This is a genomic window from Bacillus sp. FSL L8-0099, assembly GCF_038006385.1.
GTDB lineage: Bacteria > Bacillota > Bacilli > Bacillales > Bacillaceae_G > Bacillus_A > Bacillus_A toyonensis.
Genome location: NZ_JBBOVC010000003.1, coordinates 49,503 through 71,009, shown reverse-complemented (window position 1 = coordinate 71,009; position 21,507 = coordinate 49,503). Strand labels below are relative to the sequence as shown.

Genomic DNA, 21,507 nt, shown 5'->3' with positions numbered 1-21,507 from the left:
CAATGTCTCCCTATTTTTGCATAAAATCTTGCATACTCTTAGTGTGGGGGATTTCCAAAATGCTGGCGGTCCCCGATGACCATCAACCTAATATTTTATAGTAACCCCAGAACGAAATTTTGTACTAACTTGTAACAAAAAATCTCATTTAGATGGATATGGTGAGTTTATAAAGTTGTTAGAAAATAAAGGTGGTACATGTAGGGAGTTGCGGGGGTATATAGATCTAGCTAAGTATCATATAGAAAGCGCACATACGAATGATTTAGAGTATATAGTACAAACAGATTTAAATCTTTTAAATGTCATATGGAACTCCAATCAATGTGTAAAAGGAATTATAGATTTTGAATCGATTGGATATGTTGATCGTATTGAAGGACTAGCCTTTTTATTAAAGTGGTATTCCCGGACAGAAGGAATAGAGTCACATGTAGTATGTTCGGAAGTTACTAGAGCATTTTTAAAAGGGTATGGAGCTAATTATATTTTAACTTTAAATGATTCTAAAAGACTTTCTTCGTTGCTATGGTTATCCGGTAGTCTAAATTGGAACTTTGTTAAAAAGACAATGAGTCTATTAGGTGATGAGAGGGAATTAGAGAAACATTTGAGAGTTTATAAAATAAGGGGAGAAAATCTATCTGTATTAGTAAGTAGAGAAAGAGCCAACTCATAAGAGTAGGCTCTTTCTTTTTATGTACTACGAATCTTCGTAATAGAACGATGCTGCGGCATTCCTTCCATAGAATATAAGTGTAAAAAACGCCCATTTAATCATAAAAAAATGATTTTTTTCATACTTTACAGGTTATCTGATGTATAGGTATATTTTTTGTAAAAAAAATGTTTTTAAAAAACGTTGAAATATTTTGAAAATTAAATTATTATTATCCATGTAAACTACTAAGTAATCGTTTACATGGATGAATTAAGGGTTAAAGCGAAACTGAAGTAAACGATTTCTTGAAAACTTAGAAAGAGTGATGAAATGGCTAAGTCTACAATTAAAGATGTTGCAATGGAAGCGAATGTGTCTACAGCTACAGTATCTCGGGTGTTAAACGCAAGTGGATTTGTAAGTGACGACATAAAAGATCGTGTTTATTTAGCTGTGAAAAAACTTAATTATCAACCAAATGCGATTGCTAGAAGTTTAAAGCAAGATAAAACATACACGATTGGTGTTGTGATTCCAGATATCACAAACCAGTATTACATGACAATTTCAAAGGCGATTGAAGATATTGTACAGCAAAAGGGCTATAACCTTATTTTTTGTAGTAGTCATGAAAATCCTAAAAAAGAGGATAAATTGTTGCAACTACTAGTGGAACAACGGGTAGATGCGATTGTGTTGGCTACTGCTGGAGGCTGTGAAGAAAGAGTAAGAAGTATTCATCAAGCTGGTGTACCAATAGTTTTAGTTGATAGGACTGTTGAGATTGGAGATTCAAAATTAGATTCGGTTGTAGAAAGTAATTTTGAAAGTGCTTATACATTAACGAGCTATCTTTTAAAACAGGGTCATAGATCGATTGGTCTTGTGAATGGATTGTTGAATGTTAGTACAGGTAAAGAGCGCTATGAAGGATTTCAAAAAGCTTTGGAAGAGTTCGGGATTCAGGAAGATGAAAACTACACGTTTAATAGCACTTTTACAAGAGAAGGTGGAATGAAAGCAGTTGATTATTTTCTTAATTTCACTGAGAAACCGTCAGCTATTCTAACCTTGAACAATGAAATGGCATTTGGTGTTCTTCTTGAATTAACGAGGAGAGGATACTCAATACCAGAGGACATAGTGATCGCTTCTTTTGGTGATGTGGAAGCAGCACAATTATTACGAGCACCTGGGATTATATCAGTAGCTCACAAACCATATGAAATGGGAGAAAGAGTAGGTGATATTTTACTAAAGCGTTTAAACAATGAAGAAGGTCCTTTTAATGAAATATTTACACCGAAATTACTAATAGATGCACAAAGAGTAAGTAGTTAAAACGATTAGAAATAATGATTTTCGTTCAGATAAAAATTGGAAGGGAGATAGCAATGCTAAAAGGAATACCGAAAATAATTAGTCCAGATTTAATGAAAATTCTTTTAGAAATGGGGCATGGGGATGAGATTGTTTTAGCGGATGGAAATTTCCCTGCTGCCTCTTGCGGAACGAAGCTAATTCGATGTGAAGGTCATGGGGTTCTTGAAGTATTACAAGCAATTTTGCAATTCTTTCCACTCGATACGTATAGTAATCATTCTGTTTCGTTAATGAAGGTTGTAGAGGGGGATCGTGTATCCCCCTCCATTTGGGAAACGTATGATGCAGAAATTAAAAAATATGATACTCATTTTGATGGTTTTGAGATGATTGACCGCTTTGCATTTTATGAGAGGGCAAAGAAGGCTTATGCAATTGTTGCAACGAGTGAAGGTGCTCTCTATGCCAATATGATTTTAAAAAAGGGCGTGGTTACTGATTAACGCGTTATTAAACTAATATATTGTTTCATTAAAAATTTGATAGGGTAGTAGGTGATAGGATGAGTGAATTGTTACTGAAGATGGAGGGAATTAGTAAATCATTCCCTGGGGTGCATGCGCTTTCTAATGTGCGGTTTGAATTAGAAAAAGGCGAAGTTCACGCGCTCTTAGGGGAGAACGGTGCTGGAAAATCCACATTAATGAAAATTTTAACGGGAATTTATCAAAGAGATGCTGGAACGATTATGTACGAAGGAAAAGAAATAGAGGTTCCAGATACAAAAGCAGCACAAAGACTTGGAATTAGTATTATTCATCAGGAACTTAATTTAGCTCCGCATTTAACAGTTGCCCAAAACATTTTTATTGGAAGAGAACCTAAAGGGCTATTTAATCTTTTTTTAGATGAAAAAGAACTAAATAACAATGCGAAAAAACTATTTGAAAGGTTAAACATAAATTTAGATCCAAGAGAATTGGTAGGTGATTTAACAGTTGCGAAACAACAAATGGTGGAAATCTCTAAGGCTCTTTCCTTTGATTCAAAAGTATTGATTATGGATGAGCCAACCGCAGCCTTAACTGATACTGAAATCGATGCACTGTTTGTTATGATCCGGAAATTACGGCAGGACGGTGTAGGAATTGTTTATATCTCTCACCGTATGGAAGAGCTAAAGAAAATTACAGACCGTGTATCGATTATGCGAGACGGTACATACGTAGGGACGATGAACACGAAAGATGCAACGATTGAAAAAATTATTTCTATGATGGTTGGAAGAAAAATTGATAACAATCAAAAACCAGAAATGAAAGAGAAAAAGCGAGAAAAAGTATTTGAAGTGAAAAATTTAAAGAGAGGGAACACGATAAAGGATGTAAGTTTTGAACTGTATAAAGGGGAAATCGTTGGTTTTGCTGGATTGATGGGAGCTGGAAGAACGGAAGTGGCCCGCGCCATATTTGGGGCAGATCCATTAGATTCAGGGGAGATTTTCATAAATGGAAAAAGGTTGAGTATAAAAAGACCGACGGATGCAGTACAACATGGAATTGGCTATTTGTCCGAAGATAGAAAACAGTTTGGGCTTCTAGTTGGGATGGATGTCAAAACAAATATTGCAATGGCATCCATGAAAGATTATGTAAAACCTCTTGGCTTGATGCATGGTTCTAAAATTGATCAACAGTCTGAGGAATTAATTAAAAGGTTAAAAATAAAAACACCATCAGGGAATCAATTAGTGAAAAACCTTTCAGGAGGGAATCAACAAAAAGTAGTTATTGGCAAGTGGTTGACTAGAGATTCAGATATCTTAATCTTTGATGAGCCTACTCGTGGTATTGATATCGGGGCAAAAGATGAAATTTATAAGTTACTAAATGAATTAGCTGAGCAAGGAAAATCTATTATTATGATTTCTTCGGAACTTCCTGAAATTTTAAGGATCAGTCATCGTGTCATTGTTATGTGTGAAGGCAAAATAACAGGAGAATTGAAAAATGATGAAAAAGCATCGCAAGAAGCGATTATGACTCTTGCCACAAAACGCATTATGTAATGGATATTAACGGATGATAAAGGAGTGAACAGGAATGGAAATACAAAAGGTAGTCGAACTTCCAGTTGAAGGAAAAGTGAGGAAAGGGATTAATTCAAATGCTCTTCAGCAGCTTCTAGCATTTGCAAGTTTAATAGTACTTGTTTTCATTTTTTCAATTGCTTCAGCTAATTTTCTGCAATTCGATAACATTATAGGAATCTTTCTATCGACAGCTGTTACAGGCATCCTTGCTTTAGGGGCAACGATGATTATCGTTACAAGTGGAATAGATTTATCATGTGGAACCGTACTGACTTTGTCTTCGGTTATGACTGGTGTGTTTGCTGTCAACTTAGGTTTACCGGTTTGGGTAGCTGTTCTCGGAGGTATTTTAATAGGTGGCGTAGTAGGTTTGATTTCTGGAGCTGCAATTGCAAAATTGAAGATTCCACCATTCATTGCAACGTTAGCTATGATGATGATCGCGAAAGGATTGGCACTTGTTATTTCGAAAGCCACTCCAATTTATTTCACTTCTATACCAAGCTTTAACAAAATTGCGATGGGTTCTATTATCCCTGGCTTTGCTATTCCGAATGCTGTTTTCATCTTTTTTGGAATGGCTATTTTCGCAAGCTTAATTTTAAATAAAACGATTATCGGAAGGTATACATTTGCACTAGGAAGCAATGAAGAAGCAACTCGACTTTCTGGAGTAAATGTTGATAAGTGGAAAATAATTATCTACATGCTTGCGGGTGTTTTTACTGGTGTTGCAGGGATCATAATGGCATCCCGTCTAAATTCTGCCCAGCCAGCTTTAGGAGCGGGATATGAATTAGAAGCAATCGCAGCAGTCGTTATCGGAGGAACTTCTTTAAGTGGTGGTAAAGGAACAATTCTTGGTACTGTTATCGGTGCATTGATTATGAGTGTGTTAACAAATGGTCTTCAAATCCTTTCCGTACCGCAAGAGTGGCAAACAGTAGTTGTTGGAGCGGTTATCTTATTAGCAGTTTACGCAGATGTGTTAAGAAACAAAAAAGCAAAGAATTAACTGCGATACTGTTTTTAAAATAAAACAATATATAGGGGGAGTTTTGGATGAAGAAAGCAAAAAAGGGCATCGTTTTATCATCAATTCTCGCAATCTCAATGTTTATGGGAGCGTGTTCTTCAAATAATGCAAGCACGGGAAGTAAGGATAGTAATGCTCCTGCAAAAGATGACGGTAAGCGCTATGTTGCGATCATTTCAAAAGGTTTCCAGCATCAGTTTTGGCAGGCAGTTAAAAAGGGGGCTGAGCAAGCAGCAGATGAGTATAAAGTAAATATTACATTTGTAGGTCCTGAAACGGAAGCACAGGTCGACAAACAAGTTGAAATGCTACGTAGCACACTTGATAAAAAACCAGATGCGATTGGTTTTGCGGCATTAGACTCTAAGGCTGCTCTTCCTTTATTAGAACAAGCAAAAAACAAAAATATTCCGGTTGTTGCATTTGACTCAGGTGTTGAAGGAGATATACCTGTAGCAACAGCTGCAACAGATAATAAAGCGGCAGCAGCTCTTGCAGCTGAGAAAATGGCTGGGTTAATTGGTGAAAAAGGGGAAGTAGCAGTAGTTGCTCACGACCAGACAAGTAAAACAGGTGTTGAACGCCGAGATGGCTTTGTAAATACAATCAAATCAAAGTATCCGAACATCAAGCTTGTCGATATTCAATATGGTAGCGGTGATCAATTAAAATCGACTGACGCTGCTAAGGCAATTATGCAAGCGCACCCAAATGTAAAAGGTATTTTCGGTACAAATGAAGGTTCTGCAATAGGGGTAGTCAATGCTGTTAAAGAATTGAACAAAAAGAGTGTCGTAGTAGTTGGATTTGATTCTGGTAAACTACAAATTGATGCAATTAAGAGCGGGGTAATGGCAGGTGCGATTACACAAAATCCAATTGGAATTGGTTATGAAACTGTTAAAGCAGCTGTTGAGAACCTAGATGGGAAACAAGTATCCAAAACAATTGACACTGGTTTCTATTGGTACGATAAAAAGAACGTTGATGATCCAAAAATTAAGGAAGTTCTATATCAATAAAATATAAAACGAAACTAGCAATACAAATAAGATAGAAACTGAGGTGTATAACATTGTCCAATGTAATAAATGATTTGAAATTATATGCAAATAAGATTGTCCAAACTGGTCTTGTAGTAGGGGCAGGTGGAAATTTAAGTATGAGAGATGGGAATATGATGTATATCTCTCCTAGCGGTTTTGATTTGCAAGAGATAGAAGACGACGAGTGGGTACGTGTCGATATTGAAACTGGTGAGATATTGGATGATTTAAAACCATCTTCTGAAATATTAATGCATTTGGAATGTTTTCGTAAGCGTCCTAATATAACAGCTGTTTTGCATGCTCATCCGAGCTATTCGGTAGGGGTATCATGTACTGGCCATACGATTCCGAGTCTATTCCCAGATTTTCCGGCAATGATTCAAAGCGTTGCTTACCTTGACTATATGATTCCGACTACAGAAGTATTGGCTAACGCAGTATCGGATGTGATTGAAGAAAATGATGTAATAGTAATGAGAAATCACGGCGTCCTGACGGTTGGTAAAACGATGAAAGAAGCATATTTTCTTATGCAAATTCTAGAAGAAGCGGCAAAAGTTTATACGATTGCATCGACCATAGGAGTGCCAAGAGTGCTTACAGAGGATGAATGTCACGATTTAAGAAATCTATCTTCCGAGAAATATAGATTACAACTACTAAAAGATGCGGAGTAGTTACATGTTTCTGAAGGGTGTGAATGAATGGAAAAAGTTTGGGCTTTTGATTTAGGTGCATCCAATGGTCGTTTAATGGTATGTGGATTTGATGGAAAACGTCTTTATCTTGAAGAGGTTCACAGGTTCTCTAACCGTCCGGTTTACATAACAGGTCATTACTATTGGGATGTGTTAAGGATGTTCCAGGAGATGAAAAATGGAATTGGTAAAAGTATTAGGAACGGACATAAGTCGATTGAAAGTTTGTCTATCGATACGTGGGGAGTTGATTTCGGGCTTCTATCTGAAACAGGTGAATTGCTTAGCAATCCGTATTCTTATAGAGACCCGCATACAAATGATAGCCTAATAGAAATCATGGAAGTCATTCCACCGGATGTTTTGTTCTCTCGGTCGGGAGTTACACCAGCAGCAATTAATACGATTTGCCAGCTTTATACGATAAAAAAGAATAACCCGGATTTAATAGAAAAGGCAAAAACTCTTTTGTTAACACCAAACTTATTGAGTTATTTATTTTCCGGTGTAAAGGCGAATGAATATACGATTAGTACAACGACATCGTTATTTAATATTCATGAGCGGAATTGGGATAAGGCTCTTATGAACGAGCTTAGCCTTCCTACAGATATTATGGAAAATATTGTGATGCCAGGAACGACTCTTGGTCCGACCCTTTCTTCGATTCACAACGAATTTGGTATACAGCCTGTTAAGGTTATTGCTGGAACGGGACATGATACTGCCTGTGCTCTTGCTGCATTACCTATAAAGTCGGAAAATTCAGCATTCATGAGCTGTGGTACGTGGATCTTAATGGGCGTTCAAGTAAAAGATCCAATCGTCAATGAACAGGCATTGGAATGGGGCTTTACAAATGAAGGAACAGCAGATGGGGAGTTCAGGTTACTCAAAAATATTATGGGATTATGGCTCATGCAAGAATGTAGAGCGGTTTGGGCAAAAGAAGGAACGATTTTTACTTACGAAGAAGAAGCAGAGTTGATTCGACATACAAAAACGTTTACACATTTCATAGATCCGGATGATCCTTCTTTCTTCAATCCAGAAAATATGCCGAAACAAATAAGGGATTTCTGTATAAAGAGTGGGCAACAGCCTCCTGAAACGGAAGGAAGTTTCCTCCGTTGTATTTTGGAGAGTCTTTCATTCAGGTACAGGTGGGTTTTAGAAAAACTAGAAGCTTTAACTGGAAAATCAATAGAGGTTATCCATATGGGTGGCGGTGGCATTCAAAATGATTTGTTTTGTCAATTTACCGCAAATGCGACCAACCGCCCTGTTATAGCAGGACCGGTTGAAGCGAGTGCGATTGGAAATGCATTATCTCAATGGATTGCACTCGGGAAAATAAAAAATTTAAAGGAAGGTAGAGACATTGTTGGAAATTCGTTTCCTGTTAAATACTATCAACCTCAAAATCAATCAGAATGGCAGGAAGCATACGGCCGCTTTACCGAAATAATCGACCAAAATGTAATGAAAAAGGGGTTTTAAAATGAAAACTGTTCATAATAGATTTTACAATAAATTACCAAAAATTGGTATAAGACCAACTGTTGATGGGAGAAGAAATGGTGTACGTGAATCTCTTGAAGATATGACCATGAATCTAGCAAAATCGGTAGCGAACTTATTGACTGAAAATTTGCGTCACTATAACGGGGAAGCAGTAGAATGTGTCATTGCTGATACATGCATTGGCGGTGTAGCTGAATCGGCTAAAGCGGCTGAAAAATTTGCAGGAGAGGGGGTCGGTGTTTCTATAACTGTTACACCATGCTGGTGCTATGGTTCTGAAACAATGGATATGAATCCAGATATTCCAAAAGCGGTATGGGGATTTAATGGAACAGAACGTCCTGGGGCAGTGTATCTTGCGGCTGTCCTAGCTGCCCACAATCAAAAGGGTATTCCTGCTTTCGGCATATACGGGAAAGATGTGCAAGATTTAAGTGATACATCTATTCCTGAAGATGTGCAGGAAAAGTTACTCCAATTTGCAAAGTCGGGTCTTGTTGTTGCTACTCTAAAGGGAAAATCGTATCTTTCGATGGGATCTGTTTCTATGGGGATTGCCGGTAGTTCAGTCCAACCTGAATTTTTCCAAGATTATTTAGGAATGAGAAATGAATACATCGACATGTCTGAATTTGTAAGAAGGATAGATGAAGAGATTTATGATAAGGAAGAATATGAAATGGCCTTAAACTGGGTGAAGGAGTATTGCCCAGAAGGCCCAGATAATAATGCGGAAGAGACGCAAAGATCAAGGGAGCAAAAAAATAAAGACTGGGAAACTAGCGTTAAAATGACGTTAATTGCGAGAGATCTCATGGTTGGAAATCCGAAACTAGAGGAACTTGGCTATGGTGAAGAAGCGCTAGGACATAATGCCATTTCTGCAGGTTTCCAAGGCCAACGCCAATGGACGGACCATTTCGCGAATGGTGATTTTATGGAAACAATCTTAAATTCGTCCTTTGATTGGAACGGCATTCGTCCTCCATACATTATGGCTACTGAAAATGATAGTTTAAATGGGGTTACGATGTTATTTGGCCATCTATTAACAAATACGGCTCAAGTTTTTGCAGATGTAAGAACGTATTGGAGCCCGGAGGCGGTAGAACGTGTGACAGGGCATAAACCGGAAGGATTGGCGGCAAATGGATTTATTCATATGATTAACTCCGGTTCCGCTGCGCTTGATGGTACAGGACAACAAACGAAAGATGGAAAGCCTGTTATAAAACCGTTTTGGGAAATTACGGAGGAAGAAGTTCAAAATTGTCTAGCAGCTACGTCCTGGAGACCAGCTTCAACAGGATATTTCCGCGGAGGTGGATTCTCGAGTGATTTCTTAACGAAGGGAAATATGCCTGTAACAGCAGCCCGTCTTAACCTTGTTAAAGGATTAGGGCCTGTTTTACAAATTGCAGAAGGCTATACGGTTGAAATACCAGAAGAGGTTCACGACGTATTGGATGAGAGAACCGATCCAACTTGGCCAACAACTTGGTTTGTACCAAATTTAACAGGGGAAGGTGCCTTTAAAGATGTTTACACCGTGATGAATAATTGGGGTGCCAACCACTGTGTAATAAGCTACGGACATATTGGCAATGATTTAATTACTCTTGCTTCCATGCTCCGAATTCCTGTAAATATGCATAACGTCAAAGAAGAGAATATCTTCAGACCGAGTGCATGGGGAATGTTCGGAACAAAAGATCCAGAAGCAGCAGATTATCGCGCCTGCCAAAACTTTGGGCCATTATACCATTAAGTTAAAAATCCCCCTGATAATATGTCGGGGGGGTACTATAGAGCATATTTTTTCGCATTGGAATGAAAGTGTACCAATTGTAGTGTTTAAAGGAATTCAAAATAATATGAAACTCTTGAACATACGGATACACACTATTTTTGTATCCGAAATAATAGAACAATAAAAAACAACGGGGGTAAAAATATGGTTAATAGCTTATGGAACGAAACGAAGGCATCGCAATTATCACAAGGAGTAAACGAATTAGTGTATCGATCGAATTTAATTGGAACAGACCGTGCAGTATGTAATTGGGGCGGCGGAAACACATCGATAAAGACAGTGGAAAGGGATTTTCGTGGTCATGATGTAGAGGTCATGTGGGTTAAAGGAAGTGGATCCGATTTAGCGGCTATGAAAGCACAAAACTTTACTGGTTTAAGAATGGAAGACATTCGTTTATTAATGGAGCGCGAAGAAATGCCAGATGAAGAAATGGTAGAGTACTTAGCTCATTGTATGATTGACAGCAAGCATCCGCGTGCATCCATCGAAACATTATTGCATGCTTTCTTACCTTTTAAACATGTGGATCATACACATCCAGATGCCATTATTAGTCTTTGCTGCGCACATAACGGAAGACAAATTGCCGAGGAGATTTACGGTAATCGTTTCGTTTGGGTTCCGTATGTGCGTCCTGGATTTACGTTATCTAAAATGATTGCAGAAGGCGTGAAAAATAATCCAAATGCTGAACTAGTGTTAATGGAAAAACACGGCTTAGTCGTTTGGGGAGATACGGCGAAGGAGAGTTATGAAAAAACGATTGCTGTTATTAATGAGGCAGAACAATATATTCACGAGCGAGTGAATGAAAGTACTGTATTTGGGGGTCAAAAATACGAAGCACTTTCAGTAGAAGAGCGTAGAAGTATTCTTGCAAAAGTAATGCCGATTATTCGCGGGGCAGTTAGCGATGAAAAGAAAATGCTATTATCTTATGATGACGCAGATGAAGTACTTCAATTTGTAAACAGCCACAACGCACGAGAGCTTTCGCAAGTTGGAGCGGCTTGTCCTGATCATTTAGTTCATACAAAGCGCAGTCCCCTGTACATTGATTGGGATCCGCAAACGAAAGACACGGACGAATTAATAGAGAAAATGAAAGCTGGTGTGGAAAGCTTTAAAGAAGAGTATAAAGCTTACTTTGAACGTAACAAATACGAAGGAGACAAAATGTTTGAATCTGCACCTCGCGTTATTTTAATTCCTGGTATCGGTATGGTGAATACCGGTAAAAATTTGGCGATGTCAAAAGTAAGTGGTGCGCTGTATCATAGGGCGATTTCGGTAATGAAAGGCTCCACAACACTTGGACGTTTCGTTTCTCTAAATGAAAATGAATCTTACAATGTGGAGTACTGGCCATTAGAGCTATATAAATTATCGTTAGCACCAGCTGAAGCGGAATTTTCCCGCAAAGTTGCTTTTATTACAGGTGGTGCTGGCGGAATCGGAAGTGAAACAGGACGCTGCCTCGTTTCAGAAGGAGCGCATGTAGTGCTTGCTGATTTGAACTTTGAAGGGGCAGAAAAAGTTGCTGCTGAAATTAACGAGAAGTATGGCGAAGGTCGTGCGCTCGCGGTAAAAATGGATGTAACAAAAGAAGAAGAAGTGAAGGCGGCATTTGAGCAGGCAGCTCTTGCTTACGGAGGCATTGATTGTATCGTAAACAATGCAGGACTTGCGACATCTAGTCCATTTGATGAAACATCACTTCAGGAATGGAATTTAAATATGAACGTGCTTGGAACGGGATACTTTTTAGTGGCACGTGAAGCATTCAAGCAAATGAAAAAGCAAGGAATTGGCGGAAATATGGTATTTGTCGGTTCAAAAAACTCTGTATATGCCGGGAAAAACGCTTCGGCATATAGTTCTGTAAAAGCACTTGAAACGCATTTAGCGAGATGTATTGCAGCTGAAGGCGGTGAGTATGGTATTCGTGTAAATTCAGTTCTTCCCGATGCGGTTCTGCAAGGATCAGCTATTTGGGGTTCAAAATGGCGTGAAGAACGTGCCGCAGCATATGGTATCGAGCCTGATCAATTAGAGGAGCATTATCGTAAACGCACAACATTATTGGTCAATATTTATTCGAAAGACATCGCTGAATCGATTGCATTCTTTGCCTCTTCAAAGGCAGATAAAACAACAGGATGTATGATTACAGTTGATGGTGGTGTAACAGCGGCATTTACTAGATAATTATTTTGCTTGTGAAAAGGTGTATAAAAAGAGGTGTAATAGGCGAATATTTTTGCCTATTATACTTCCATATAAAAGAATAGCGAATTTTATGGGGAGAATAGAATAAGTCAATGTGTAGAAGGGGACATTTTACATTCGCTTTTCAAAAGGGGATGGAAATTTGAAATTTAAAAACGTATTAACAGGGGGATTGCTTTTTGGTACTTTATTATTCTCTTTAGGAAGTACTGGAGAGTTTAGTAAGGTAGAGGCAACATCACCTATTACAATTGAAACTCCAAAACCAGAGGGAAAGAAATTAACACTTTGGTACAATCAGCCGGCAAAAGATTGGGAAAAACAAGCATTGCCAATCGGTAATGGTTATATGGGCGGCATGGTCTTTGGCGGAGTCCAGCAAGAACGTATTCAGTTTAATGAAAAAACGCTTTGGACTGGCGGACCAAACAGTACGAGTGAGTATACTTTCGGGAATCGTGATGGGGCAGCGAGTCACTTGGATAGTATTAGAGAAAAGGTATCAAAAGGTGATAAATCAGGGGCAGAAAGGGAATCTTCACAATTTCTTACAGGTCTTCAAAAAGGGTTTGGTTCCTATCAAAATTTTGGAGACATATACTTAGATTTTAATATGCCAGATGCGTCTTCATTTTCCAATTATCGCAGGGAATTAAATATAAATGAGGGAATTGCTACTGTTTCCTATAATTATAAAGATGTTCAATACAATAGAGAATATTTCACAAGTTATCCTGATCGCGTTATGGTCATGCGTTTAACGGCTAGTGAAGCGAAAAAGATTACATTAGATGTTAGACCAACAAGCACACAAGGAGGGCAAGTAACGTCCATAGATAATAAAATTACGATGAAAGGACAAATAACGAATAATGGAATGAAATACGAAGCAGCATTCAAAGTATTGAATGAGGGCGGTACATTAACAGCAGAGAATGGAAAAATTAAAGTAGCAAATGCAGATAGCTTAACAATTATTATGACTGCGGCGACTGATTATGAAAATAAATACCCTACTTATAAAGGGGAAGATCCACATGAAAAGGTTGAAAAAACTATGGCCGCTATTTCTAAAAAGAGTTATGAGGTTTTAAAATATACACATATTAAAGACTATCACTCTTTATTTAATCGTGTTTCTTTAAATTTAGGAGGGGAACAACCATCTGTTCCAACAAATGAACTACTAGCGTCTTACAGTAAAGAAAACAGTAAGTATTTGGAGGAACTATTCTTCCAATATGGAAGGTATTTGCTTATTTCTTCTTCAAGACCAGGAACGCTCCCTGCAAATTTACAAGGGGTATGGAATAATTCGAACACACCACCGTGGGAAAGTGACTATCATTTCAATATTAATTTGCAAATGAATTATTGGCCGGCAGAAGTGACAAATCTGTCTGAAACAGCTTTGCCATTAATGGATTATGTGGATTCATTAAGAGAACCAGGAAGGGTTTCAGCAGAAAAACATTTCGGTGTTAAGGGCGGTGGATGGACCGTTAACACAATGAATAATCCATTTGGATTTACTGCACCTGGCTGGGGATTAGGCTGGGGCTGGGCACCTAGTGCGAACGCCTTCATTGGCCAAAACGTTTGGGAACATTATAAATTTACGGATGATAAACAGTACTTACAAGAAAAGATTTATCCGATCATTAAAGAAGCAGCGGAGTTTCATAGTAAGTTTTTAGTGGAAGATCAAAATAAGAAGTTAGTTGTTTCTCCGTGCTGGTCTCCAGAGCTTGGTGGCATTTCTAATGGATGTGCCTTTGACCAACAGTTAGTGTATGAGTTGTTCTCAAATGTAATTGAAGCGAGTGAGATTTTACAGATTGATAATGCGTTTCGAGATGAGTTAAAGGCGAAAAGGGACCGATTATTCCCGCCAATTCAAATTGGTAGATATGGTCAGGTGCAAGAGTGGAAGGATGATATAGATGATCCTGCTGAAACGCACCGGCATATATCTCAGCTAGTGGCACTATATCCAGGAAGTATGATTAATCACAATACACCAGAATGGCTTCAGGCAGCTAAAGTTACTTTAAACCATCGTGGTGATGAGGGAACAGGTTGGAGTAAAGCGAATAAAATTAACTTATGGGCACGTTTGTTAGATGGTGACCATGCTTATAAAATTTTGCAAGGGCAACTTACAGGAAGTACGCTCAGCAACTTATTTGATACGCATCCACCGTTTCAAATTGATGGAAACTTTGGCGCGACATCAGGAATTGCTGAAATGTTAATTCAAAGCCATACCGACTCCATTCAACTATTGCCTGCACTTCCGAAAGCTTGGAAGGACGGTTCTTACAAAGGACTAAGAGCACGCGGTGCATTTACAATTAATGCGGCCTGGAAAAATGGTGTTCCTACAGTCATTCAGGTGACTTCTGATCACGGGAATGATGTAAAATTAAAAAGTCCGATGTTCAATACACCATTTACTGTGACAAGAGTTGGAACGAATACACCGGTGCAATTTACGAAGGATGGCGATACGATTTCATTTAAAACGGAACAAGGTAAATCTTATAAAATTGAGTCTATGCTCAGTTTCGATTTAGAATCTACGAACAGTGTAACTGCAGGAAATACAGTGAAGGTAAAAGCTCATTTATCAAACTTCGGTACATTGAAATCTTCTTCTAGGGAAGTGATTGTGAAGGCTCCTGAGAGCTGGAATGTGAAACCGATTAAAGTAGCTTTTGAAGGCATTGAACCAGGGGGATCTAAAACAATTGAAGCGGATTTACCTGTTCCTATTGATATAGTTGCTAATAATTACGTCATTGAAGCGGAAGTAAACACAGATAGTGGGACGATTAGTAAATCTAATCAAATAGAGGTAACTCCAGCAGTAAAGTTAATTTCGGCAAAAGTAGAACCAAATCCAATTAGCGCTGAAGGTGGTTCGACTACATTAAAAGTAAAGGTTCAAAATGAAATTAAGGAAAAAGTGACACCTGGCAAAATTGAATTGCAATTACCAGACGGCTGGAATGCACAGCCATCAACAACGGACTTTCAATTACCGGCAGGAGGAGAGGAAACATATTCGTTTGTTATCACTCCGCCAATTCAGTTTAAAGGAATGAAAGAAATTGGGGTCTCCGTAAAATTGGGGAATTCGGTGGTAACTTCAACGAAAGTACAAGTGGCTTCTGGCGGTATTTATCTTAGTGATATTCCGTGGGTAAAAGCAACTGCTGGATGGGCAACAGTTCAAAAAGATAAAAGTACCGATGGAAACCCAATTTCATTACTCGGAACGACAGGCCCGATTACGTATAAAAAAGGGATCGGAACTCATGCAAAATCAGAAGTTACCTATGATATATCAAATACAACGTATAAACGATTTAATTCTTATGTAGGAATTGATCAAGAACCTGGTGGTAAAGGTGGTTCGGTCGTGTTTAAAGTATTACTTGATGGAGTGGAGGTATTTAATAGCGGAACAATGTACTATAATACCCAAGTCAAATTTGTAGACGTTGATCTTACAGGTAAGAAAGAATTAAAACTAGTAGTTGAGGATGCAGGTAACGGGAATGGAAATGATCATGCGGACTGGGCGGATGCTTGGTTGAGTTTTAAATAAGCTATTATATTTGTATAAAACATTATAGCTATTAGGATAACAAAGCAAAATACCCTTTAAATTAAAAAATGCTATTCTTTCTGTAGGGTTATAGGAGAGAATAGTATTTTTAGTTATTTATTTTCTTATAGATTTATTCTTGTTTCTAACTATGACTCATTGTATTTATAGAGATAGTGGTTCTTTTATTTGGTGAAGTTTTATAAATGCATTACACAACTATCGAATTATTTTATATGTCTACAATTCAAAAAAGAAACCATAAGAGGTGTTCAAAAAATGAAAATACAAATCGTATTGTTTGACGGTTTTGGAGAACTTGTCTCCTTTGCACCTTTTGAAGTACTGAAAAGTGCAATAGAAGAAGGGGCTCCATTTACGGTGGAACTCGTATCAAGTGAACCGAAATAAGAGGTTATTACTTCGTTTGGAGTGACGGTGAAACTACAGGATTTTTTAAGAATGGATAATCGCCCGGATCTGTTAATTGTACCCTTTCAGGTGGACAACAACAACGTGTCTTTTTGGCGAGAGCTTTAGCACAAAAGGCGGAAATATTCTTCTTAGATGAACCGTTTGTTGGAATAGATGTAACAAGTGAAGAGACCATTATTAAAATTCTTAGGGAGTTACGTAAAGAGGGAAAAACAATTGTTGTTGTACATCATGATTTAAGTAAAGCAGAGTCCTATTTTGATAAATTGCTGTTAATGAATAAGAGCTTAATTCATTACGGAGAAGTAAGGCAAGTATTACAACCAACCGTTATGTCAAAAGCGTATGTAAATCAAGGGATATTGTTTAATAATGCAGCGGGGGTACATTCATCATGAAGATTGTAGAATTTATAGATGCATTAACGCAGTATAGTTTTCTGCAGAAGGCGTTATTAACTTCCGTTATGGTAGGAATTATTTGTGGTGTAATTGGTTGTTTTATTATTTTACGAGGTATGGCTTTAATGGGAGATGTCATTTCACATGCCGTTCTTCCAGGAGTAGCGCTTTCTTATATGATTGGAATGGGGTCCCGCCCCACATCCATCAACTTAAGGATTTAGACTATTTTTGAAGTTAAAAGCACGTTACTATTTTCTTATGTTAATGAGAAAGGGTGACGTGCTTTTTATGAATATGCACCAAAAACAAGAGTTATCTTTATTTGCCGAGGAGCTATATCGATATATGTCTCCCGCTACACTTAATCAACTAGCTATAGAAGCAGGCGGGATGAAACGAAAACGCAAGTGCCACGGGCACCATTTCTTATCTTTGTGTGTATGGTTAAATCAACAAATCGCTACTACCTCTCTTACTCAACTTTGTAGTCAATTAGAAACTTCAACAGGAATTTTATTAAGTCCGGAGGGACTTAATCGACGATTTAATTCGGCTTCAGTAGCCTTCTTTCGCACTGTATTTACTACACTTCTACAAGCTAAAATTGGAGGAGTATCTAAGATTTCTCATTCTCTTTCTTCTTATTTTGAACGGATTCTCGTCCTTGATTCTACAACCTTCCAAGTTCCAGATCGATTCGCAACTACTTATCCTGGTGCCGGAGGATGTAGTCATACAGCTGGTGTGAAAATTCAACTAGAGTATGACTTGTTGAGTGGAAAATTTTCTGATGTGGAAATTGAACCAGGAAAACGAAGTGATCAGGCATATAGTGCGACTCGAACAGGCATGGCACAAAAGAATGAACTATATATTCGTGACTTAGGATATTTTCGTCTACAAGATTTTAAGTCTATTCAAGATAAGCAAGGATATTATTTATCACGTCTTAAGTTACCAACTAAAATATATAGAAAAGAATTCGAAACAGTCGTATTTAAAACAAAACCCGCTCAATTGAGACCGGTATATATACAAATTCATTTGGAAGACATCATGAAACAATTACAACCTGGCCAAGTGTATGAATTACATGATGTATATGTGGGGAGTAAAGACAAACTGCCTACTCGCATTGTGGTTTATAGATGTACCGAGGAGCAAAAACAGAAACGCCTACGTGATCGAGCTATTCGCGAAAAGAAAAAAGGAATTACATATACAGAGCGTACAAAACTTTTACAAGGCATTACGGTATATATGACAAACATTCCTACGGAATGGGTACCAAAAGAGAAAATTTATGATCTATATTCACTGCGTTGGCAAATTGAACTGTTATTTAAAATATGGAAATCTTGGTTTCAAATTCATCGTTGTAAATCTATTAAACAAGAACGCTTAGAATGTCACCTTTATGGGCAACTCATTAGTATTCTATTATGTTCTTCTACTATGTTTAAAATGCGAGAACTCCTGTTACGTAAGAAACAGAAAGAGCTAAGTGAATATAAAGCGATGTACATAATTAAGGATTATTTTTTACTTTTTTACCAAGCATTACACAAAAACACCCAAGAATTATCAAAGGTTCTCCTTCGTCTGTTTAACCTCCTACAGCACAACGGACGAAAATCTCATCGATATGAGAAAAAGACAGTCTTTGATATTTTGGGTGTTGTCTATGAGTATACCACTTCTACTCATCAGGTAGCATAGTAAAAAAATTGAAGCCCGTCAGGGTTTATTTGATATGCCAACTTTTATAAAATCCAGAAAAGATTATAAAAAACTCTATGGAAAGAACACAGTTTGTATAAAAATATACCTTAAGTTGATGGATGTGTGGCGGTACCCCTTTATCAACTAGGGTTAGTATCAAATAAGTTTTCATAAGTATTAATAGCCATATACTATGAAACCTAACTTTATTTTTTAATATTTTAATTCAAATCAAAAGTGCGGGTAAAGCCTTATAACAACAAATTCTCCTATAAATTATTATATATTTATTACATATTAAAATTCATCATTACCAATTAAATTTCCTGCATCATTATCTTTAGTAAGTCTTTGCTTCAAGTAATTTTCTTTTGTAGTTCTATCATTTTTATGCCCTACTGCAGCTGCTATTATATGGGGGGGAAGTCCCTTATAATCATATAAATACTGTACATAAAAATGTCTAAAGAAATGGGGAGTAATTCGGATATTCTCTGTAAAGGGTAACTTGGTGTCCTTTATAATCTTAGAAATATATTGTGATAAGTAATTTTCTCTATAAGCAGTATAGTTTTTCGTTTGAAAAATAGTCCCGCCATTTTTATTTCCTAAATCTATAGGTAATCTCCTACGGATTCGAAACGCAACAATACGATTGAAAATTTCCTTATTAATAGAAACAATCCGTTCATTATCTCCCTTTGTATCAACTGTTAAATAATAACGTCCGCGTATATCATCATATTCAAGATCTTCCCATTTTGCATGCGCTACTTCCGCAACACGTAACCCTGTGGTAGATAGGACCGATAGTAAGGCATAATTGATTTCATTATCCTTATAATAATGAAGAAGCTGTTTGACTTCTCCATATGATAACTCACGCTTTGATTTATATTGTTTATTCACCGTCGTACTTAAAATTTCTATATGAAGAGGATCCTGGATATATTGAATTTCATATAGCCATTTCAAATAGGAACGGATCACACCAAGTTTTCTACTAATTGTAGATGCTTTGTATTTTTCTTTTGATTGATAAGAGATTGCCTCCTGAGATAACCATTTTTGATAATTACGGATATGCCGTTTTCTTAAATTCCTCCAGACTTGTCCAGCTTCAAAATCTGTTACATCTTTCTGCAAAAAATCCGTACTTTGTTTGACAAAGAAGTAAAACTGACTTAGATCACGTGCATATAGAGTTCTAGAAGCATCTTTAATACGTTTCTCTTGATCAAAATGGGTTTGCCGGTTCAAGTAGTAATATAATATCTCTTCATCAGAAAATCCCTCATATGTGTATGTATCTTTTCTTTCATTATTTTCTTTTTTAAATTCAGCTTCATTTATATAATCACGATTCCATAATGCAATTATGTTTGTAAATTTTTGTTTTTGTTTCTCTATGTTTTCTAAAGAAGTTTCATTATGAATTGTATTCAATTCAATTAGCATTATCCTTCAACTCCTTATTAATTCTTTTTATATTTATTATTATAACTTAAGTTAATTCAAAATTAGTTATATAGTAAAATTAAATTTTATAAAAATGAAAAGTTATAGCAACCATAGAAAAACTCACATTTTCTATGGTTATTATCTATTTATAATCATAAATTATCTTTTGTATAATTTGAAATTACATAAAAGATAATTTAATTAGAAATCGAATTTATATTTCATATATATTTAAAAATAAATTAAGCATTAATTGTGTTATAATTAATTTACACTCTATATTTTAGATATTTAAATTTACATAATAAAATTATTGATTTCATATAATAGAAATTTACACATAGGAGGAAAAGTAATGTTTGAAAGACAAGAAATAAATATGAATACAAATGAAGTAAAAGCTTATTTAGGAATTAGTAGCTTCATTTTTAACACTCTTATGAAACAAGGACAATTAACTCCAATTAATCGAGAGACCTGGCGTTTAGATGGTAGCTTTTTATTTAAGAGAGAAGACATAGAAGAGTTGAAAAAAGATCGTGAGACAGAAGGAATTACCTTATATCAAGCAGCCAAAGATTATAATGTAAGCATGTATCAACTTGAAAAGTGGATAGAAGAAGGGAATTTAACTTGTACTATACAGAAACATCGTAATCGTGAGACTAAATTTGTAAATGAGGAAGAAATACACGGATTGGTAGAGCAATTGGATCAGACCAAGACTCTATATACATTCTCACAAAAGTATAATGTAGTATTGTTCCAAAAATTTATGGAAGGTAATAAATTAGCACGCATTATATCTATTCCGAAGCGTGGGGATATTGTACTTATGGATGAGTTTGGAAGCAATATGACACTAGAAGATGCAATTAAAGTGGGGTATAAGCCTGCATATGTTCTATCCGATAAACCAAGAAGTCATCACCAAAAGTTTGTAAAATTCCGTTTTCCTAAATCAAATCAATTGCGAAGCAACACTTTTCACTTAATTGACTTATTACTACAGTACGTATCACCAAGAAATATTAAGGTTTCTGAGGAAGATGGTTTTTGGTACTTTGATGTTCGTCAATCGATTATTCAATTACCAATGCAAATGCAGATAGAATGGATTGATTGTTTAACCCCATATATAATAGAAGGAAAATTAACAAGACGTGTTAATAATAGTGTGTATTTAGATAGCAGTAGTGTCACTAAGGCAGTAACTATAACAAGCAATGAATATCATACAATCACAAAGATTGTAAATGAAACGAACAGTTCTATTGAAGAATTTATTGCAAGCGCAATCCAAGATAAAATTAATCAACATATGCTGTATAAAAGTTAAAATTTTCATCATATTAGAAAGATACTAATGAAAAGAGAATCACTGTACTTCTAGTGATTCTCTTTTCATTGCAAGAATCTAGAAATATTTTAATATGGGGAATTT

13 protein-coding genes and 4 pseudogenes are annotated in these 21,507 nt (G+C 36.6%); 16 read left to right on the top strand and 1 reads right to left on the bottom strand.

Features of this window, described 5'->3' with window-relative positions; all coding sequences use genetic code 11:
* Window positions 1-127: 127 nt before the first annotated feature.
* The 15 genes and pseudogenes from MHH42_RS29665 to MHH42_RS29595 form a co-directional block, all read left to right on the top strand.
* Window positions 128-679: pseudogene (locus MHH42_RS29665) on the top strand (phosphotransferase); the annotation flags it as partial.
* A 312-nt stretch (window positions 680-991) separates the two neighbouring features.
* Complete coding sequence (locus MHH42_RS29660; protein WP_098070952.1) at window positions 992-2,002, top strand: LacI family DNA-binding transcriptional regulator; 1,011 nt, start codon at window positions 992-994, stop codon at window positions 2,000-2,002.
* Between the two features lie 53 nt (window positions 2,003-2,055).
* Window positions 2,056-2,487 carry an L-fucose mutarotase gene (gene fucU / locus MHH42_RS29655; protein ID WP_098070950.1) on the top strand — a complete coding sequence of 144 codons (432 nt, stop codon included), beginning with the start codon at window positions 2,056-2,058 and terminating at the stop codon, window positions 2,485-2,487.
* 59 nt (window positions 2,488-2,546) lie between these two features.
* Window positions 2,547-4,052: a sugar ABC transporter ATP-binding protein gene (locus MHH42_RS29650; RefSeq protein ID WP_340895173.1), complete on the top strand. Its 1,506-nt coding sequence runs from the start codon at window positions 2,547-2,549 to the stop codon at window positions 4,050-4,052.
* A 34-nt stretch (window positions 4,053-4,086) separates the two neighbouring features.
* Entirely contained in the window at window positions 4,087-5,091 is a 1,005-nt protein-coding gene (locus MHH42_RS29645; RefSeq protein ID WP_340895171.1) for an ABC transporter permease, read from the top strand.
* Window positions 5,092-5,138: 47 nt separating this feature from the next.
* The gene (locus MHH42_RS29640; protein ID WP_098070945.1) at window positions 5,139-6,134 is read left to right on the top strand and encodes an ABC transporter substrate-binding protein; all 996 of its coding nucleotides are present in this window, start codon (window positions 5,139-5,141) and stop codon (window positions 6,132-6,134) included.
* 53 nt (window positions 6,135-6,187) lie between these two features.
* Window positions 6,188-6,838 (top strand): class II aldolase/adducin family protein, encoded by a 651-nt coding sequence (locus MHH42_RS29635; RefSeq protein WP_098157577.1) that lies wholly within the window; start codon window positions 6,188-6,190, stop codon window positions 6,836-6,838.
* A 27-nt stretch (window positions 6,839-6,865) separates the two neighbouring features.
* Window positions 6,866-8,359 carry a rhamnulokinase gene (locus MHH42_RS29630; RefSeq protein ID WP_340895163.1) on the top strand — a complete coding sequence of 498 codons (1,494 nt, stop codon included), beginning with the start codon at window positions 6,866-6,868 and terminating at the stop codon, window positions 8,357-8,359.
* Between the two features lies 1 nt (window position 8,360).
* Window positions 8,361-10,151, top strand: coding sequence for an L-fucose isomerase (locus MHH42_RS29625; protein WP_098070939.1), 1,791 nt, complete (start codon window positions 8,361-8,363; stop codon window positions 10,149-10,151).
* A 186-nt stretch (window positions 10,152-10,337) separates the two neighbouring features.
* Window positions 10,338-12,407, top strand: a complete 2,070-nt coding sequence (locus MHH42_RS29620) for a bifunctional aldolase/short-chain dehydrogenase (protein ID WP_340895159.1) — start codon at window positions 10,338-10,340, stop codon at window positions 12,405-12,407.
* 163 nt (window positions 12,408-12,570) lie between these two features.
* Window positions 12,571-16,041: a glycosyl hydrolase family 95 catalytic domain-containing protein gene (locus MHH42_RS29615; protein ID WP_340895157.1), complete on the top strand. Its 3,471-nt coding sequence runs from the start codon at window positions 12,571-12,573 to the stop codon at window positions 16,039-16,041.
* A gap of 279 nt (window positions 16,042-16,320) precedes the next feature.
* Window positions 16,321-16,536 (top strand): annotated as a pseudogene (locus MHH42_RS29610) (DJ-1/PfpI family protein); the annotation flags it as partial.
* Window positions 16,536-16,874: pseudogene (locus MHH42_RS29605) on the top strand (metal ABC transporter ATP-binding protein); the annotation flags it as partial. The pseudogenes MHH42_RS29610 and MHH42_RS29605, both read left to right, overlap by 1 nt.
* Window positions 16,871-17,065: pseudogene (locus MHH42_RS29600) on the top strand (metal ABC transporter permease); the annotation flags it as partial. The pseudogenes MHH42_RS29605 and MHH42_RS29600, both read left to right, overlap by 4 nt.
* A gap of 103 nt (window positions 17,066-17,168) precedes the next feature.
* A complete protein-coding gene (locus MHH42_RS29595) occupies window positions 17,169-18,599 on the top strand; it encodes an IS4 family transposase (protein WP_199692109.1) in 1,431 nt (476 codons plus the stop codon).
* Between the two features lie 300 nt (window positions 18,600-18,899).
* Here MHH42_RS29595 and MHH42_RS29590 read toward each other — a convergent pair whose 3' ends face one another.
* Window positions 18,900-20,060, bottom strand: a complete 1,161-nt coding sequence (locus MHH42_RS29590) for a tyrosine-type recombinase/integrase (RefSeq protein ID WP_340895156.1) — start codon at window positions 20,058-20,060, stop codon at window positions 18,900-18,902.
* 358 nt (window positions 20,061-20,418) lie between these two features.
* On the opposite strand from MHH42_RS29590, the gene MHH42_RS29585 reads away from it, so the two are divergent.
* Window positions 20,419-21,402 (top strand): DNA-binding protein, encoded by a 984-nt coding sequence (locus tag MHH42_RS29585; RefSeq protein ID WP_070174310.1) that lies wholly within the window; start codon window positions 20,419-20,421, stop codon window positions 21,400-21,402.
* The last annotated feature ends 105 nt before the right edge of the window (window positions 21,403-21,507 follow it).